The following is a 15,101-nucleotide window of genomic DNA, read 5'->3' on the forward strand; positions in this document are numbered from 1 at the left end:
CCAGAGTGGATGCTCAGACCAGTTTTAAAATGGGACGAAAATAGGGTTTGCTGAGTACCACGTCGGCGCTGTTTTCTAAAATTTGGTTTTTGGTACAAAACGAAACGCCAATGCCTGATTTGCGAATCATGCAAATGTCGTTTTCTCCGTCGCCGATAGCCATTATGTTTTCAAAACCCACGTGGTAGATTTCTGAAAGGTAAGACAGCGCATTGGTTTTGCAGAAATCATGCCCGCAATGGGAAGTGGTGCGTTTGAAAAAATACGACGGAATTTTGACTTGACCCGTGGCCACACTTCGCGAAAATTCAAGTTCATTGGCCAGCGTAAAATCCAGCCCAAATAGATTTTTGAGGTGATTAGTGACGCAGGTATAACTGTCGCTGATGATGCCCGTGATGAATCCTTTTTGTTTTAATTCCGCCACAATTTCCCCGAAATCAGCCACAACGGGAATGGACTTGACAACTTCAATGATTTCGCCGAAGGTTTTTCCGTGTAGTAGTTGGGCAATTTGCTTGGTACGCACCACGGGGTTGGTTTGTTCGGCCACGATTTGCCAAAGTTCCTTTTTGAACCCAAAGGCATCGGCGGCGGTGTGAATAAAACCCGCCCGCAGAATGGTATTGTCCATGTCAAAAACCACCATTTTGCGCAACCCCACCATTGATTCTCTGATGGCGTCGGTCATCTCGCGCCGAATGACGTTGATGTTTTCGAGATTTTCGAGGGAGGGTTCCGTGATTTGATTGGTGCGCGCCAGAATGGCTTTTGTCACTTCTCTCGACATTTTTCCGAGCTCCTGCCAAGGTTTCATTTTATTTTCGACCGTTCCGATGCTCACTTCGGCAATGCGGGTTTCGAGACGATGCATATCCAACAAAATTCCGATGTCAACGCCGTAATCATTTTCAAAATTAATTTTTTCAAAGAATGATTTTCGGCCCGCAATGATGCCGCTCAACGGTTGTTTGAAATGCGTGAGGGCGGGAAATAAAATGCTCAGCAGCGGCTTGGCCACCAATTCCGTTACGCGCCCCGCCTGACGGTCAAAATAGGATTTTACAAAGTCGGCTTCATTTTTTAGAAGCGGCTCCACGAGAATATCCACGACGTTTTCGGGGTAGGTCGGAATGTCGGCGTCCAAAAAAACGACGATGTCAGATTGGGTCATCATAAGGCCTTCGCGCATAGACGCCCCTTTTCCCAATTGTGTACTCGTAAAGGCCGTTGCGCCAGAGAGCATGGCTACTTCAACCGTATTGTCGTAAGATTGATCGTCGATGACGATGACTTCCCGAACATGGGCGCAATTTTGGGCTTTTCGAATAACGTTGGCAATGGTGGCTTCTTCATTGAGGGTAGGAATGATAACGGTAACGTTGTTCATAGAAATGATGTTTGGAAGATAGATTAGGAAGAAAACCCAAGCGGAGACGTTCCCGCTTGGGCGAGGCAAACACTCAGGACAATTAACAATCAAAGGTCTTCCGGCAATCTTAACAACACCTTAAGCAGCAATTAAAAAAAAATAATTTTGGGGAATGGTTGAAAAAAAATGTCGTAACGGTAATAAAGTAAGTAAGAATGACGAGTGAGGATACCTCGCTCGTCATTGCTAGTCAACCAAATCGTATGTTACCTTCATTTTCCGCTTTTTTTGAGTGTAAATTGCTGTTGTTGCAGGTGTAGGTTTGTCTGTCTTAGTTGATTGATGGTATCTTTCATCAAAAAAATAACCTTATCCTGCGACAACTTAACGGCTTCGAGCGAGTCTTGTCGCAAAAGCGCTCGGTTCGTCATTTCCGTCATGTTGCGTTGTGCCATCCATTGGTAGAAGCAGACGAAAACCATGCCCGCCAAAATGGCCAAAAGACTAATAATTGCACTGCGTCGGTTGTGTTTTCCGCGCTGACGGTCGTACGTGTTGCCGTATCTTGGCAAAATTCGTGTCTTCATTCAGAGCTGCGCATTGAGAATACTTTATTGTGGCAGCCGCCACTGCAGCAATCGCTTGTATTACAATGACAAAGAAACAGGGCAATCCTTAAGAACTTATGAAGGAATGATTAAAAAGTTACTAAAAATGAAGAAAATTAAAAAAGTAAAAAACGACTGATAGAGACGCGAAATCGGGGCAAAAATTCAATGGCGGTAGGGAATGAGTAAGGAGAAAAAAGTGGTTTGAGCGGGGGCATCGGAAGTGACTTTGATGTTGCCGTTGTGCAATTTGGCAATACGCTCAACCAACGACAAGCCCACGCCGTAACCTTTGATATTGGTTGTGTTATCGCTTCTGTAAAAGGGTTGAAATATATAGGGTAAATCTTTGGGCAAAATGACGGTGCCTGTATTGGTAAACCGAATTTCAACGTCAGTTTGCATCGGAAATACATCGACCGCTACGGTTGAATCTGGCGAAAACTTGCAACCATTCTCCATCAGATTGACGATGGCGGTTTTCATCAGGTGGGCATTAGCTTTGACAATGAGCTGATTGTCGTCTTCAATGGTGCTCAGCAATCGGACTTGCACTTGATACGAAGGCTCGGCTTTGAGCAATAAATCACGGGCTTCCCAAACGATTTCGTCAATCCGGATGTCGTTGTAAATCAAACTGCGGTTTTGGTCGTTTACTTTGGCCAGTTCGAGCAGAGTTTCGGAGAGTTGGCCCAAATCCCGAATATCCTCTCGTATAGATAGCAGCGTTTGTCGGTATTCGGCTTCGGTTCGTTCTTTGAGCAGGGCCACGTCGAGTTGTGCTCCAATGCGCATAAGGGGATTTTTGAGTTCATGCGACACGTTGGAAATGAACAGGTTTTGCAGTCGAAATACCTCGCCGATGCGGTCCAGCAGTTTGTTAAACGTACTGGTCAGTTGCCCCACTTCGTCGCGGGGGTTTTGGACGGTCAGGCGTTGCTCCATGAGTTTAGGGTAAATTTGATTCACCTGTCCGATGGCGTTGGAAACGGGCTTCATGGCCTGCCCCGCAAAATACCAGCCCGCAACAATCACCAGTCCAATCACGCCAAAGTACATACCCGTCAAAATTCGCCAAAGGCTATGCAGTTCTTCGTCGCCGTATTTATCTTCGGCCCCCGCAATGCACACTACGCGGTTGAAGCGGTCGGTGTACACAATTCCGATGATTTTTGCTTTACCTTCTGAAAAATGCACTTCTTTTTCGAGCCTTATTTGGTCGAGAAGTTCGGGGTTTATGGCGTAGTAAAGGGTCTCATTGCTGGTATAAAGCTCTTCATTTTGGTGGTCATAGATTGTCAAGTTTTCGTTGTGCAATACATCGTAGTTGGTCTTGTCAATCTTTCTAAGGAGTTTAGAGTCAACGCCTTCAACTTTTACCAATAGCTCACAAGTAGTGATGGCTTTGTGCCGCAACCGTTTGTAGAATTCCTGCTCTACGTAGGTCATTCGTATCAAATAAATGGTGATAAACGCCATCAGCATAATGGCCGATACGAGCAGCGCGAATTGTGCGGTGAGCTTGGTCCGAATCTGCATTTATACCTCCTGTTTGAGCACATAGCCTACGCCGTAGTGCGTGTGAATGAGTTTGACGGGAAAATCTCGGTCTATTTTTTTGCGCAATAGGGTGATGTAGACTTCGATGATGTTGGTGCCCGTGTCGAAACGAATATCCCAGATTTTTTCGGCAATATCTACTTTTGACAGAACCCTTTCGGCGTTGCGGAGCAGAAATTCGAGGAGGGCGTATTCTTTGCCCGTCAAATCAATGCGTTGGCGGCCGCGCGTTATTTCGCGGGTGGAAAGGTTCATTTCGAGGTCGGCGTAGCGGAGCACGTTGGCGGTGACGGGCTCCGACTGAATGCGTTTGGTGACGACCTTGATGCGGGCCAATAACTCCAAAAAATCAAACGGTTTGACCAAATAATCGTCGGCACCCGCATCAAAGCCCACGAGCTTTTCTTCCAACGCACCCAGGGCGGTCAGCATGATGAACGGGGTGCGGACGCCCGCACTTCGGAGTTCACGGCAAAGCTGCACACCGTTGATGCCCGGAATGATGATGTCGGAGACGATCACGAAGTAGTCATTCCGACGGGCAAGCAGTTTTCCAATCGTGCCGTCGTAGGCAATATCTACCTCATATCCGTTCTCTTCGAGGCCTTTACGCAGCGATTGAATGATTTTTATATCGTCTTCAATTAAAAGAATTTTCATGCAAAAGGAATTGAATTTATGGAAGGGTGTGTGAGGAATTATCGTCAAAATTAAGCCAGAATCGTCAATCTTGAACTATTTTTATACAGAAATCAAACACCTACGCGTTGAAGTATGTAATGGGCCGATGGAACCAAACCCACCAAAAGCGGTGTTTTTTCAAAACTGTCGTGAAAGAATAAAGGTAAAGTTGTGAAGTAAAAACTTAAAAAAAGAATAACGGATGAAAAATGTGTTGTTGGTAGTGAGCGCTTGTGCTACGGCTTTTGTGGCGTTGGTTGGTTTTCAAAAGTTAGAACATCCCTTACAATTTCCCCAATTTACTACCCAACATTTGGTAGATTCCACGCAACTAAAACCCGATTCTCTGCCCCAATGGCAACGGGTCTATAATTCGCTCCGCCTCAAAGAAGCGGGCCTATCTCTCGAAGGTTTTCGGTATGCATGGGTGGGTTTTCAAAAAGAAAAGTTTACAAAATCTATTCTTGCCATTGCCGATTTTAGTCAATCTTCCCGCCACAAACGTTTGTACGTGATTGATTTAAAGGAAAATAAACTTTTGTACAATACCTACGTGGCCCACGGCCGCAATTCGGGTGAAGAATTTGCCCGTCAATTCTCCAACAAAAATTCTTCTTACCAATCCAGTTTGGGCTTTTATCGGGCCTTGAGCACCTACCAAGGTAAGCACGGACTGTCGCTTAAATTGCAAGGATTGGAAGAAAATATCAACCACCGCGCGCTGGAGCGGGCCATTGTGATGCACGGCGCAGACTACGTGAGCGAGGAGTTTATTAGACGTACGGGTCGCTTGGGGCGCAGTCAAGGCTGCCCCGCTGTCTCGGTTGACGACACCAAAAAACTCATTCCGCTACTGTGCAATGGCGCAGGGCTGTTTTTGTATTATCCCGATAATTCCTACCTCAAAAATTCAAAGCTGTTGGCGGGTTTGGAGGAAGAAACTCAAACGGATTTCCGTTCCCAACCGTATACGTCGTTGAAAAATACCAACTGACCCGCGTCGTTGATGTCGGCCCCTAAATACAGAATAAATACGGGCACTTTTTGCTTTAGCTTATCCGATTTTGGCTTCTGATTGGTGATGGGTTCATTGATAAAATCATCGTCTAATAGGTGTTCTCCAGCCAAAAAATTGGCCAATTGCGCGGGGCTTTGCAACCGCACACAACCGTGGCTTCGCCAGCGTTGGTCGCTCACAAAAAGGGTGCGAACATTGGTGTCGTGCAAATAAATTGCGAGCGGGTTTTTGATGTTTACTTTCATCAAACCCAGAGAATTATCTTCACCGTTGTCCTGCCGAAAACGATACGGAAAATTATCTTCCGAAATTTCGTCCCAGTTGATGGAGCGGGCGTCTACGCTATCGCCTTTGGTATCAATGACGGCCATCCCGTTGTCTTCCAAATAGTCTTCATCCTCCCTGATTTTTGGCAACATTTCCCGGAGCGCGATGTTGGTCGGGACGTTCCAATATGGATACATAATGATGTTGGTGGCGTAGGTATCAATGCCCGGCGTGGGAGAGTCTGCTTTGCCCACAATCACCCGCATACTCAGTTTTTGGGCACCCGTTGAGTCAAATCCTTTCAAATACGCACCGCGCGAGTTGACCAGTACCATGCGTTCGGCTCCTTGTGCCTGTCGGTTCATCCAACGATAGGCATTGAGCGATTCGGCAATGATGGCCGCGCTGTCGGCTTGCCCATCTTTGATAAATCGGGTGTAGTGGCTTTTTAGTTGAGAATAAACGGGGAATGAAGGCTCTAAACGCGCCAGCACGTCGTCAATGTTTTTGTTTTTACCTTCCACCACCTCCCAAGCGGCTTCGCGAATTCGGGCCGAGTCGGGGAGTAAGACCTTCGCCGTATAGCGGATATAGCGCGGTTTGTGGCCATAACTGATTTCTTCCAATAGCCCCAAAGGACCTTTTTTTGCGGCCCGTGCGGTATCAATTCCGATGGCGTGAGAATAGCTAAGCAGCGTTGCGTACGTCTTTTTGTCCTGTAACTTTTCCAGCAATAATTCTTCAGTTCTTTCGGGTTTACGACAACCGTTAAAGATAAAAATAGAAAGCGATAATAGGGTGTATCTGATGATTGGTTTCATAAAAAGGGAGCTATTTAAGTAAAGTGCAATCGTATAAATAGTCATGCCAATACAAGTAAATAGAGGTTAAAGGTTTAATAATAAGGGTGATGTATTTCTTGTGCGCTGAAGATGTCATCGGGAGAATGAACAATGTGGGTAATTATTTCTACACATTTGAAATTGGGAAATTTTACAAACAGGGCAAAAAAAATGCCATGCTTTGGGGCATGGCACGTAGTATTTGGGATGAAAAAATGTTTAGGAGGCTTGCTGCGCCGCAAAATAGCGTTTAAGCCATGTGGCATCAGCGCGTACTTTCCAGCGTTTCATCCATTGCGATTTTGTGGTAACGGTATTGTCGAAAACCGTAGTGTCAGGAGCTAATTCTTCGGCGTTAACCGCACTTTTAATACCCGATACTGGTATGCTTTGAAGTTCTCCTCGGTCGTCAATGTACATCAGCGAGCGGTCGAAAAAGTCGACGCCCAAACGAGGCCCGATTTCCTGCAACCAATGCACCGACTTGTCGATAGAACAGCCACTCGGCAACTCTTTGCTTTCATCCACGGCAATGACTACAAACCGATTATGAAAGATTTTTCCCGACGCCGTGAGCTTCATGCTGTGGGCTTCCCACTCGTCCAAGGCGGCTTTGAGGGTTTCGGTGAGGGTGCCAACTTCGTCGTTGGTCAGCGGGCGATTTGCCTGATAAATCCAGACGCGCGCTTCAAAATCTATTTGATCAAAAGGAATATACATTGGTGAATGGTGATTAGTGAATGGTGATTAGTGAATTAGTGATTGGTGAATTAGGGTTGTCAAGTGTGGTTACAGATTGTCAAGTTATTGACTACCAGTTAATAAACATCCACTTCATGCCTATTGCATGACTACCTAATGACTATTTCACTAACTTTCTTATAAACCTTCGGCCTGCGCCACAAGTTCCGCCAGGTCGAATACTTTGACGGAGTCTTCTTTTTCTTTGTTTTTGACGCCGTCGCTCATCATTACCATACAAAACGGGCAACCCACCGCAATCGTGTCGGCACCCGTGGCGAGGGCTTCTTCAATGCGTTCAATGTTGACGTCTTTTTTCCCTTTTTCGGGTTCTTTAAACATCTGTGCGCCGCCCGCACCGCAGCAGAGACCTTTGGCTTTGGAGCGCTTCATTTCAATCAAATCGGCATCTAGGGCTTCCAAAACCGCGCGGGGTGCCTCGTATACATCGTTGGCGCGCCCGAGGTAGCACGAATCATGAAACGTGATTTTACGGCCTTTAAACGTACCGCCCCCTTCGATTTTCACTTTGCCCGCGTTGATGAGTTGTTGCAGAAATTCCGAATGGTGAATCACTTCGTAGTTGCCGCCGAGGTCGGGATATTCGTTTTTGAGGGTGTTGAAGCAATGCGGACAAGCCGTCACAATTTTTTTGATGCCGTACATATCCAATACCTGAATGTTGGCCATGGCCTGCATCTGAAACAAAAACTCATTGCCGGCGCGGCGGGCGGGGTCGCCGGTGCAGCCTTCTTCGGTGCCCAGTACGGCAAATTTTATCCCTACTTTGTTCAGGATTTTGACAAAAGCAATGGTCACTTTTTTATAACGGTCGTCGAAGGAGCCCGCGCAGCCGACCCAAAACAACACTTCGGGGGTTTCGCCAGCGGCGGCCATTTCGGCCATGGTTGGTACTTTCAGTTCGCTCATTGATTTTTAGAATTGATGAAAAAAAGTGAGGGGCTTGGTTTGATAAAGGTTAAAGTACAAAAGCCACACCGTGTGATTGACGCTTATTTTCCCTCTTCAAAACGCACGACGTAGGAACCTTAGAAAAAAGTAAAAATAAACGTAATTTGTTTTTTTGAAGCACGGTGAATGCGGTTATTTCACTAATCATTTGGATTTTTACCGATGCAAAGTCGGTAATTCTCCAAAATTTTCCAATGTTTGTCTAAAGATTCAATTTAACAAATGAAAACAGTCTATAAATCGCACCCTTGGCACGGAATCCCCATCGGGGAAAAGGCCCCCGAAGTCGTTACAACCTTTATTGAAATTGTACCGACCGACACGGTTAAATACGAAATTGATAAACTGACGGGTTACCTTAAAATTGACCGCCCTCAGAAATACTCAAATATTGTTCCGGCGCTGTATGGTTTTGTGCCCAAAACCTACTGCGGCGATGCTATCGCGGAGTTTGCCCGACAGCAATCTGGCCGTAGCGACATCAAAGAAGGCGACGGCGACCCGCTTGATATTTGCGTGCTTTGCGAAAGCACCATCCCTCACGGTGACATCATTTGCCAGGCCATTCCCATCGGCGGTTTGCGGTTGATTGACAAAGGTGAGGCCGACGATAAAATCATTGCGGTGTTGAAAGACGACCTGTTGTACGGAAAATACAAAGACATCGCCGATTTGCCCCAAAGTGTTGTGAACCGTTTGCAACACTACTTCCTGACGTACAAGAACTTACCCGGTGAGCCGATGACCTGCGAAATCGCCAACGTATACGGGAGAGAAGAAGCCCATGAGGTGATTCGTAAATCCATCACTGACTATCTGAATAACTTCGGGATGTTGTAAATAACAACTGCCTGTGCTTCTGGGAAGTGACCTATTGGAAAGTGCTAAGTCTAATTTGCACAACCAATCGGTTATTTTCCATGAAGCAATCCATCGTTGATATAAATAATTTTTACCAAGCGCCCGAGTTTTTGGCTTGTGTGAGTGAAACAACCAACGAACCGTTTGACAAAATAAAACAAGTGTTTGAGTTGTCACTTGAATGTTTGTCGTTTTGCCTCTCCAAACAGATGACTTACCCCATCGGGAAACAGCTCGCAACTGTCAAAATGATGAAATCTGCGGTTGATCGCGACTGTTTTCTGCGTCTTCCAACCGCCGATTTTCTACACGAGATGTCGCGGGAAGGAGACCAAATATTGGCGGTCATGTTGCCCAGTCAGAAAAGCTCCATCGTGGGCATTATCGTAGGATACACAAAAGTAAGAACGGCAACGGCTTCATTTTTAGTGGGAATAATGGTTTATCTTTTGGTAGCCCGCATTCAAAAAGAGGCTTTCGCTGGTAAATGGGGGATTCAGGAACTTTCTTCTTTTCTTTATCAACTTGTTGACAGTGACATAGCTACCCAACTAAATCATCGAGATTTCGAAACCTTAGGAGTATCTTCATTATTTATTAAATCGTAGAGCTGCACTTTCATTATTTAAAGACGATTTCCTTTAAAAAAGTGTCGGTTTCGCGAAATACGCCTTCCAGGTCTTTGGAAGTAAAATGCGACGCAATCACGTGCTCGCCCGCATTAGGAAATGCCACTTTTCGCTTCTGAGCAGTGGGAGTGCCTAGTTCATCAAAGGCTTTGAGCATGGCTTCGACCGAGACTACTTTGTCTTGATTTTCTTCATCTTTGTAATAATAGGCCATAAAAACGGGCATTTTTATTTTGGCAAAGGTTTCTGGTTTTACGATGGCGTCCATCATCTTTTGCAGCGTCATGACCCCGTTGGTATGATAGCGCGTTAGCCAGTAATTGGCGCGGTCAGGGGTATAATGCGTGAGGTCGCGGTGGGAACCGCCCAATAGCTGCAACAATTGCTTGCCCCAAGGCCCTGTTGCCACTTCTAGCCCATTGACTTTGAAGCATGGCGAATATAGCACAAGTGCCTTGATGTCAGGGTGTTCGGAGGCGATGTAAGAACTGAGCAATCCACCCGCTGAGCACCCGATGACAATGACACTGTCGCCGAGGGATTTGGCTACGGCAATGGCGTATTTGGCACTAGACAGGAAGTTTTCAGGGGTTAGGTTTTGAAACGCGTCGGGGCTTTTTACGCCTGCATCGTACAAGCGAGCGAGGTAGAGATTACACCCGTATTTTTGGGCTAGTTGCTTGTGTATCGGGTCGCCTTCCGCCCAACTGGCCCCAAAACCGTGGATATAGACCATGCTGTATTTGGTTTTTTGCTTTTTGGCAGTATCGGCCCAAATAATGCGGGCTTCGTTGTCGGGTTTAAGCTCAAACTGCGATTCGGTTTCTTGAATGTCTTTTTCGAGTTGGACGACATCGGTCGTAACGCTCGTGAGGGTAGGAGATAACATGGCTTTTTCAGGACGGGGGCCGATAAAATAAATAATCACCAAAGCGACGAGCGTGATACCCGCCCATTTAAGAAATTTTTTCATCTGGTTTTAAAAAGTTGATAGGAAGGCTACAAATGTAAGGAAAGCATTAGTTTAAGGGATAAAATTGCTTTAAATAATAGTTGCGTTTTTTGTCATAAACATATCTATTCTATATGCTTCGTTTCTCTATCTACCTTTGTTTATTGCTTTTCGGGATGCAGACCCTTACTGCCCAAACCAATATACCGCTGCCCGAACACCCGCGTCCTGATTGGGAACGTGCGAACTGGCTCAACCTCAACGGCGACTGGGAGTTTCGGTTCGATAAAGAAGATGCTGGTCTGAAACAGGGTTGGGGCAAAGGCACTCAAAAATTCCCCCTGACCATCCACGTGCCGTTTCCGTGGGGAGCGCCGCTATCGGGAGTAAAAGATGAAGCCGACATTGCGTGGTATCAGCGCACGATTTCTATTCCCAAAGACTGGAAAGGGCAGCGCGTTTTTGTGGTCATTGGGGCCAGTGATTACAAAACCACCGTTTGGTTTGGTGGCAAAGAGCTCGGCTCGTTTGAAGGGGGCTATGTGCCTTTTGAATTTGAGTTGCCTGCGGCAAGCCTGAAAGCAGGAGCGAGTCAAAAAATGGTGATTCGGGTAGACGACGTACGCCGTGACTATGCACTATATGGCAAACAGGGCTACGGCAACGCCCGGGGCATTTGGCAAACCATTTATCTGGAAGCGCGCGCCAATGATTACCTCGAAACCCTGCATTTTACGCCCGATATTGACAAAGGCAAGGTTCAGGTGACGGCCACTTTGCCCAAACCTGCTTCGCAAGATTTGGCGCTGAAACTCAACATCGCGGGTGTATCTGCGCCTGTTTCTCAAACCATTGGAAAGGGGCAAACGCAACTGATGTTTGACGTTTCTATCCCTGATTTTAAACTTTGGACGCTGGAAAATCCGCACCTGTACGAAGTGGAGGCGGAGTTGGGAGCAGATAAGATTAAAAGTTATTTCGGAATGCGTAAGATTTCGGTGGTCAATCTGCCCGGGACCAATTTTCCGTATGTCGCGCTTAATAATCAGCCGATTTATCTCCAACTCGCGCTCGACCAATCGTACCATCCAGAGGGTTTTTATACCTTCCCGACGGATGAGTTTATGAAAAATGAGATAAAATTGGCCAAGGATATTGGCCTAAACGGCATCCGGACGCACATCAAAATTGACGTACCGCGTAAGTTGTATTGGGCGGATAAAATGGGGCTGTTGGTTATGTCTGATTTACCCAATTTCTGGGGACAACCCAACGCCGAAGCCCGGGCTGAGTCGGAGCGGGTGTTGCCCCAACTCATCAAACGAGATTTCAATCACCCTGCCATTTTTTCGTGGATTCTCTTCAATGAAACCTGGGGATTAAAGACCAAAGTAGAAGAAAACGGCAAAAAAGTAGATAAATACTTGCCCGAAACCCAGCAGTGGGTGGCAAGCATGTACCGCAAAGCCAAAGCACTGGACCCGAGCCGTTTGATTGAAGATAATTCAATCTGCTGCGGCGCGGGCCATACCGAAACCGACCTCAACTCGTGGCATGAGTATCTGCCCGGCTACGGATGGGAAGACTACCTTAAAAACTTGACCACCAAAACGTACGAAGGCTCTACCTTTAATTTTGAAAAGGGCTACAAAGTGGGCCGACAGCCCAACATCAACTCCGAATTTGGCAACGTGTGGGGCTACGATGGCAGTTCTGGCGACGTGGATTGGACGTGGGATTATCACCGCTCGGTCAATACGTTTCGTAAATATCCGTTGGTGGCGGGGTGGTTGTACACCGAGCACCACGACGTAATCAACGAGTGGAACGGTTATTTTAAATTTGACCGTACCCAAAAGTTCACGGGCTTGGAAGCCTTTGTGCCGGGTATGAGTCTCAAAGATTTGCACGCCGATATTTATGTCACTACGGGTCAGGATATTTCACACAGCGTGCGCCCGACCGAAGTGGTGCAGGTACCCCTAACGATTTCGTCGATGACGGGGCGCACTGATTTGGGCAATGAACTGACCCTGAAAGTAGAACTGAACGGCTGGGATGCTTTTGGGCAAGCCAAAAAGTGGCAGAGTTTTACCAAAAAAGTCCCGTACAGCCCGTGGATTCAGCAGGCAATCGCGCCGTTGTACGTGGTGATGCCTTCCGAAAAATCGGTGGCGGTGTTGGCGCTGACGTTGCAGGATGCCAAGGGCAATATCTTGAGTCGGAACTTCAATATGTACATCATAGAGAAACCCCAAGCTGCCGAAATAGTGACGGGCGGTGGAGAAAAACAACGATTATTGACCATTGCACCGAATAAATTTAGCGATGCAAAATGGTCAATGAAGCAGTGGGATGTGTTGGACGGATTGAAAGTGAACGGTGCTGGAAGTGGTTATTTTGAATACAAAATTAAATGGCCAACCGACCTAAAAGCTGACAACGTCAACGGGGCGTCGTTCATCATGGAAGCCTCCGCCAAACAGTTGTTTGGTAAAGACAAAAGCGGTGACGTGAAAATTGCCGACAACTACATGCTCGGTGGTGGTACGTTTGACAATAGCCTCAATCCTAATTCTTATCCTATGACCGATGAAACTAAGTTTCCGAGCGATGTGGCCATCAGTTTCAACGGGGTAGCAGCAGGAAAACTCAACCTGCCCGACGATCCTGCCGACCACCGGGGGGTATTGTCGTGGCACTATCAACCCCAAAACCGTAAACTGCGCGAAGCAGGCAGCTACGGCTATCGTTTGGAAGTAAATGTACCCAATGAGGCCATCCAGAAAGCCATCCAAACGGGCGAATTGGTGTTGCGTTTGGCGGTTGAAGGCAACGGTGGTTTAGCGATTTACGGCGAAAAATTTGGCATGTACCCCTTTGACCCGACGGTTATCGTGAAAGTAAAGTAAGGGCGTGATATTAACGCAGGTTTTGAGAAAACTGCTTCTCAAAACCTGTCTTTTTTCAACTGATTCGTATGAAAACAAAATATAGATTTACCGTCGCGTCGCTGGTCTTCTTGGGCCTGAGCGGATTAAGTTTTGGCCCACCCACCGCCACCGTTAAGCCCAACATCATCGTCATCATGGCCGATGATATGGGTTTTAGCGACATCGGCTGTTACGGTTCTGAAATCCCCACGCCTCACTTGGACAATCTGGCTAAAAATGGCACCAAATTCACGCAATTTTACAACGCGGCCCGTTGCTGTCCTAGTCGGGCGGCGTTGCTGACGGGGGTGTACCCGCATCAGGCAGGAATGGGCGAAATGGTGGTGACGAAGGTAAAAGACCGTGCGCAAGAAAATCCCTACCAAGGCTGGCTAAGTAGGCAAACTGCCACCGTGGCCGAAGTGCTAAAAACGGCAGGTTATCAGACATTTATGTCGGGCAAATGGCACGTGGGCGAAGAGCGCGTCGATTGGCCGTTGCAGCGCGGTTTTGATAAATATTTTGGCCTCATCAGCGGAGCCACGAGCTATTATGAGGTGTTGCCCGGTCGGTTGATGTTGGAAGACAACGAGCCATATAACCCGCCCAAGGATTTTTACATGACCGACGCCATCAGCGACAAAGCCGTGGAGTATATTTCGTCCAACGAAAAAACGAAACAGCCCTTCTTTATGTACGTTGCTTACACCGCGCCGCATTGGCCGTTGCACGCGCCCGATGAAGAAATCCAAAAGTTTCGGGGTAAGTACAAGCGAGGTTGGGATGAATTGAGAAAAGAGCGGTTTTTGAATCAACAAAAAATGGGCCTCTTTGGCAAAAAATACGCGCTGCCCGAGCGTGATGTCGACATTGCCGCTTGGGAAAACACCACCAACCAAGACGAATGGGATTTGAAAATGGCTACCTACGCCGCCATGGTGAGCCGCATGGATGCGGGCATTGGAAAAATCGTTGAAAAACTACGCGCCAACGGACAGCTCAATAATACGATGATTGTGTTTTTATCAGACAATGGAGCCTGCGCCGAAGTGCTGGATGCCCGCGCCAAAAAAGATTTGGGCGAAGCAGCATACGCCATTTCGTTGACAACGCCAGCGGGCCAAAAAGGCTCATATACCACGTATAGTAAAGAATGGGCCGCTTTGGGCAATACCCCTTTCCGGATGTACAAGCAGTTTACGCACGAAGGAGGCATCGCTACACCCATGATTGTCCATTATCCAAATGTCATAAAAAAGCCTTTCCAAACCTCGCAAGTTGGGCATATCATCGACCTCCTTCCGACAATTTTGGAAGTTGCGCAGGTGAAACAACCCCTTACGATGAACCAACAGAGCCTTAAGCCCATCGAAGGCAAAAGTTTGATGCCCATTTTGCAGGGAAAAACCCGCAAAGGACACGACTATATCGCGTGGGAACATTTCGACAACCGCGCCATACGACAAGGAAAATGGAAGTTGGTAGGAATGAAAGGCAAAAGTCAATGGGAACTCTACGACATAGAAAACGACCGTACCGAAACCCAAGATTTGGCGCAGGCCCACCCCGAAATTGTTGCCCAGTTAACCGAAAAATACCGCCAATGGGCCGAGAAAGTGGGAGTGAGAAAATGAGAGGTTGTTTATTAATAAATTGATTATCACT

Annotated in this window: 13 protein-coding genes; 5 read left to right on the plus strand and 8 right to left on the minus strand. The window is 47.0% G+C overall.

The window, feature by feature from the left end:
* Positions 1-13: 13 nt before the first annotated feature.
* The 4 genes from NCI00_RS10185 to NCI00_RS10200 all read right to left on the minus strand — a co-directional run bounded on the left by NCI00_RS10185 (position 14) and on the right by NCI00_RS10200 (position 4,200).
* Positions 14-1,390 (minus strand): HAD-IB family phosphatase, encoded by a 1,377-nt coding sequence (locus NCI00_RS10185; protein WP_253527089.1) that lies wholly within the window; start codon positions 1,388-1,390, stop codon positions 14-16.
* 254 nt (positions 1,391-1,644) lie between these two features.
* On the minus strand, positions 1,645-1,959 hold the full coding sequence (locus NCI00_RS10190) for a hypothetical protein (protein WP_253527091.1): 315 nt from the start codon (positions 1,957-1,959) through the stop codon (positions 1,645-1,647).
* A 186-nt stretch (positions 1,960-2,145) separates the two neighbouring features.
* Entirely contained in the window at positions 2,146-3,519 is a 1,374-nt protein-coding gene (locus NCI00_RS10195) for a sensor histidine kinase (protein ID WP_253527094.1), read from the minus strand.
* Positions 3,520-4,200 carry a response regulator gene (locus NCI00_RS10200; RefSeq protein WP_253527098.1) on the minus strand — a complete coding sequence of 227 codons (681 nt, stop codon included), beginning with the start codon at positions 4,198-4,200 and terminating at the stop codon, positions 3,520-3,522.
* A gap of 223 nt (positions 4,201-4,423) precedes the next feature.
* Here NCI00_RS10200 and NCI00_RS10205 point away from each other — a divergent pair, with 223 nt between their 5' ends.
* Entirely contained in the window at positions 4,424-5,215 is a 792-nt protein-coding gene (locus tag NCI00_RS10205; protein WP_253527100.1) for a murein L,D-transpeptidase catalytic domain family protein, read from the plus strand.
* Here NCI00_RS10205 and NCI00_RS10210 read toward each other — a convergent pair.
* The 3 genes from NCI00_RS10210 to NCI00_RS10220 all read right to left on the minus strand — a co-directional run bounded on the left by NCI00_RS10210 (position 5,164) and on the right by NCI00_RS10220 (position 8,019).
* Positions 5,164-6,327 (minus strand): L,D-transpeptidase family protein, encoded by a 1,164-nt coding sequence (locus tag NCI00_RS10210; RefSeq protein WP_253527102.1) that lies wholly within the window; start codon positions 6,325-6,327, stop codon positions 5,164-5,166. The two genes, NCI00_RS10205 and NCI00_RS10210, sit on opposite strands and share 52 nt — an antisense overlap.
* 240 nt (positions 6,328-6,567) lie before the next feature.
* Positions 6,568-7,068: a hypothetical protein gene (locus NCI00_RS10215; RefSeq protein ID WP_253527104.1), complete on the minus strand. Its 501-nt coding sequence runs from the start codon at positions 7,066-7,068 to the stop codon at positions 6,568-6,570.
* Positions 7,069-7,227: 159 nt separating this feature from the next.
* On the minus strand, positions 7,228-8,019 hold the full coding sequence (locus tag NCI00_RS10220; RefSeq protein WP_166559228.1) for a (Fe-S)-binding protein: 792 nt from the start codon (positions 8,017-8,019) through the stop codon (positions 7,228-7,230).
* A 264-nt stretch (positions 8,020-8,283) separates the two neighbouring features.
* Here NCI00_RS10220 and NCI00_RS10225 point away from each other — a divergent pair, with 264 nt between their 5' ends.
* Both NCI00_RS10225 and NCI00_RS10230 read left to right on the plus strand, forming a co-directional pair.
* Positions 8,284-8,901 carry an inorganic pyrophosphatase gene (locus tag NCI00_RS10225; RefSeq protein ID WP_114069579.1) on the plus strand — a complete coding sequence of 206 codons (618 nt, stop codon included), beginning with the start codon at positions 8,284-8,286 and terminating at the stop codon, positions 8,899-8,901.
* 80 nt (positions 8,902-8,981) lie between these two features.
* Positions 8,982-9,530: a hypothetical protein gene (locus tag NCI00_RS10230; protein ID WP_253527106.1), complete on the plus strand. Its 549-nt coding sequence runs from the start codon at positions 8,982-8,984 to the stop codon at positions 9,528-9,530.
* Between the two features lie 13 nt (positions 9,531-9,543).
* Here NCI00_RS10230 and NCI00_RS10235 read toward each other — a convergent pair whose 3' ends face one another.
* Positions 9,544-10,524, minus strand: coding sequence for an alpha/beta hydrolase (locus tag NCI00_RS10235; protein ID WP_253527109.1), 981 nt, complete (start codon positions 10,522-10,524; stop codon positions 9,544-9,546).
* 113 nt (positions 10,525-10,637) lie between these two features.
* Between NCI00_RS10235 and NCI00_RS10240 the strand changes: the two genes are divergently transcribed.
* Positions 10,638-13,415: a glycoside hydrolase family 2 protein gene (locus tag NCI00_RS10240; RefSeq protein WP_253527111.1), complete on the plus strand. Its 2,778-nt coding sequence runs from the start codon at positions 10,638-10,640 to the stop codon at positions 13,413-13,415.
* A gap of 68 nt (positions 13,416-13,483) precedes the next feature.
* Positions 13,484-15,070, plus strand: coding sequence for an arylsulfatase (locus NCI00_RS10245; protein WP_253527114.1), 1,587 nt, complete (start codon positions 13,484-13,486; stop codon positions 15,068-15,070).
* The last annotated feature ends 31 nt before the right edge of the window (positions 15,071-15,101 follow it).

The organism is Runella salmonicolor, assembly GCF_024158025.1.
Lineage (GTDB): Bacteria > Bacteroidota > Bacteroidia > Cytophagales > Spirosomataceae > Runella > Runella salmonicolor.

Coding starts and splice junctions, on each gene's coding strand:
- NCI00_RS10185 (WP_253527089.1), bottom strand. CDS start 1,390: ATGAACAACGTTACCGTTATCATTCCTACCCTCAATGAAGAAGCCACC.
- NCI00_RS10190 (WP_253527091.1), bottom strand. CDS start 1,959: ATGAAGACACGAATTTTGCCAAGATACGGCAACACGTACGACCGTCAG.
- NCI00_RS10195 (WP_253527094.1), bottom strand. CDS start 3,519: ATGCAGATTCGGACCAAGCTCACCGCACAATTCGCGCTGCTCGTATCG.
- NCI00_RS10200 (WP_253527098.1), bottom strand. CDS start 4,200: ATGAAAATTCTTTTAATTGAAGACGATATAAAAATCATTCAATCGCTG.
- NCI00_RS10205 (WP_253527100.1), top strand. CDS start 4,424: ATGAAAAATGTGTTGTTGGTAGTGAGCGCTTGTGCTACGGCTTTTGTG.
- NCI00_RS10210 (WP_253527102.1), bottom strand. CDS start 6,327: ATGAAACCAATCATCAGATACACCCTATTATCGCTTTCTATTTTTATC.
- NCI00_RS10215 (WP_253527104.1), bottom strand. CDS start 7,068: ATGTATATTCCTTTTGATCAAATAGATTTTGAAGCGCGCGTCTGGATT.
- NCI00_RS10220 (WP_166559228.1), bottom strand. CDS start 8,019: ATGAGCGAACTGAAAGTACCAACCATGGCCGAAATGGCCGCCGCTGGC.
- NCI00_RS10225 (WP_114069579.1), top strand. CDS start 8,284: ATGAAAACAGTCTATAAATCGCACCCTTGGCACGGAATCCCCATCGGG.
- NCI00_RS10230 (WP_253527106.1), top strand. CDS start 8,982: ATGAAGCAATCCATCGTTGATATAAATAATTTTTACCAAGCGCCCGAG.
- NCI00_RS10235 (WP_253527109.1), bottom strand. CDS start 10,524: ATGAAAAAATTTCTTAAATGGGCGGGTATCACGCTCGTCGCTTTGGTG.
- NCI00_RS10240 (WP_253527111.1), top strand. CDS start 10,638: ATGCTTCGTTTCTCTATCTACCTTTGTTTATTGCTTTTCGGGATGCAG.
- NCI00_RS10245 (WP_253527114.1), top strand. CDS start 13,484: ATGAAAACAAAATATAGATTTACCGTCGCGTCGCTGGTCTTCTTGGGC.